Origin of the sequence: Actinophytocola sp. (genome assembly GCF_035712165.1) — a bacterium.
Lineage (GTDB): Bacteria > Actinomycetota > Actinomycetes > Mycobacteriales > Pseudonocardiaceae > DASYTH01.
On sequence record NZ_DASTBH010000107.1, the window covers coordinates 1 to 2,355 of the forward strand.

The 2,355-nt window shown below is 73.4% G+C and carries 2 protein-coding genes; both read right to left on the reverse strand.

Annotated elements, in window-relative coordinates; all coding sequences use genetic code 11:
- Window positions 1–859, reverse strand: an 859-nt coding sequence (locus VFO68_RS05515) for a Rho termination factor N-terminal domain-containing protein (RefSeq protein WP_325157061.1), incomplete at its 3' end; no start/stop codon positions are given.
- A 625-nt stretch (window positions 860–1,484) separates the two neighbouring features.
- Window positions 1,485–2,339, reverse strand: a complete 855-nt coding sequence (gene thrB / locus VFO68_RS05520) for a homoserine kinase (protein ID WP_325157062.1) — start codon at window positions 2,337–2,339, stop codon at window positions 1,485–1,487.
- Between the last annotated feature and the right edge of the window lie 16 nt (window positions 2,340–2,355).

Consider the following 2,355-nt stretch of genomic DNA (forward strand, 5'->3'; position numbering starts at 1 on the left):
CGTCGAGCACGCCGGCCACGGGCAGCAGCACGTCGTCCTCGCGGATCTCGGTATCGTTGTTGCCACCCTCGGCCCGGCCGCCGCCGCTGCTGCCGCGCCTGCGACGGTCCCGGAACCGGCGGCCACGCCGGCCACCGCGCTCGTCGTCATCGTCGTCGGGGCCGCTGTCCTGGGACCGGTCCTGGGACCGGCCCTGCGACCGGTTGTCCTGGCGGTTGTCCTGCCGGTTGTCCTGGCGGTTGTCCGGGCGTCCGCCCTGGCGGTCCCCCTGACCGCGCTCGCGTTCGCCCTGCTGACGGCCGTCCGGGCGGTCCTCGGAGCGGGACCGGGACTCGTCCCCGCCCGGCCGTTCCGGGCTGCCCGCGGGCCGGCTGGAGCCGCGCCGGCGCCGGCTGCCCTCGCGGCGACCGGTGTCGCCGTCGGTCTCGGCGGTCTCCGCCGGGGCGGCCTCGGTCTTCACCTCGGCGGGCTGCTCGCTCTTGGGCGCCTGCTCCTTGGCCTGCGCCGGGCGGGTGTTCCTGGCGGGACGCGCGCGGTCCTCGATGCCGGCCAGCGGCAGCGTCTCAGCCGGCGCGCTCGACCCGCTCTGCCGCTCCTTGATGGCGGCGATCAGGTCCCCCTTGCGCATGCCGGCGGTGCCGGGAATGCCCAGTTGACCGGCCAACTCACGGAGCTCGGCGAGCACCATGCCGGTCAGGCCGGCGCGGCGCTTCGGCGTGCCACCGTTGGCAGCGCTGGTCTGCGCCTTGTCCGCCGACTCGGAACGAGGCGTGGGCGCCTCGGTTGCCGGTCCGGCCGCTGCGTCGGCACCAGCCGCGCCCGAGGCCGCACCGTTGCTCAGCAAATCAGTGTTGCTCACTAATGTCCTTCCTAACCGGTCCGCGCCTCCAACGCGGACCAGCGGACCCGCCGCTCGACGGAACGCGAGACGGCGTAATCCCCGTTGTTGACTGACCTTTGCCGCAGCCTTGGCCACCTGGCGCGCCATGCGGACGACTTGATCGCCAACGCGGAGTATCTCGGCCACCACCTCATCGGGTACCTGCCAACGCCGACTCAGGCCTGACAGGCCGAGCCGACACCTTTTGCAGTAGATGCGACCCGGAATGAACTCCCCGGGAACTGCACCGGGCGCCCGCGCGCGCGGTGACTGAACGCCCACGAGGGTAGACGGACCTCACTCAACGTGCAACAACCGGGGGCCCGGCGTGGCTCAACAGTGACAACCACGGTTACCTCGTGTTTGTTCCGTGCGACTGCGCGCATCGGCCTGACAGGCGACAAAGTGGTTGCGCCAGCCGGAATCGGGCGTTGCGCACCGGTCAAGCGGCACTCAAGCCAACTCCGGCCACGGCACCGGCCCAACCTACCGCGCCTGTCGAACGTGATGCCGGCCACAGCCGCCAACGCGAACCGATCTCGGCCACCGGGCCGGCCGGTCCGATGTGGCCTGCCGGGAAGGCAGCGCTGTCAAGGACTCTTCGTTATGGGGTGATCTGGACGCCGTGGGTCGGGGGGAGGGGGTGGGGGGTGAAGCCGGTGAGGTCGATCTCGGGGAGTTTGGCGTCGGTGGTGAGGGCCAGGACGGTGGGTCCGGCGCCGGAGACCGTGGCGGGGGTGCCGGCCTCGCGGAGGGCGCGGACCAGGTGGAGGGTGGCCGGGTAGGCCGCCTCGCGGTAGTCCTGGTGCAGGCGGTCCTCGGTGGCGGGCAGCAGCAGCGCGGGGTCGGTCGTGAGGGCGTGCACGGCGAGGGCGCAGCGGGCGGCGGAGAACGCGGCGTCGGCGTGCGGGACGCGGGCGGGGAGCAGGCCTCGGGTCGTGGCGGTGGCGGACCGGCCGGCCGGGATGAGCGCGATCGGATGCAGATCGGGGTGGGGTTGCAGGCGCAGGGCTCGATAGCGGGAACCTTCCTGCCAGGCGAGCACCAGGCCGCCGAGCAGGCTGGCGGCGACGTTGTCGGCGTGGCCCTCGAACTCGGCGGCGAGGTGCAGGGCGTCCTCGTCGAGGGGCTGACCGGCCAGGGCGTATCCGGCGGCGACCCCGGCGACGATCGCGGCGGCCGACGAGCCGAGGCCGCGGGCGTGCGGGATCGTGTTTCGGCAGCGCAGGGCGATTCCGGGCAGGGCGAGGCCGAGCCGGTCCGCCGCGGCCCGCAACGCCCGCACCACCAGGTGGGAGTCGTCGCGGGCGACCGAGTCCGCGCCCTCACCGGTGACGGCCACGCTCAGGCCGCCCTCGGTCACCTCGACCTCGATCTCGTCGTAACAGGCCAGGGCCAGGCCCAGCGCGTCGAAACCGGGGCCGAGGTTCGCGCTGGACGCCGGAACCCGGATCCTCACGCCAGTTCCAGGGCGT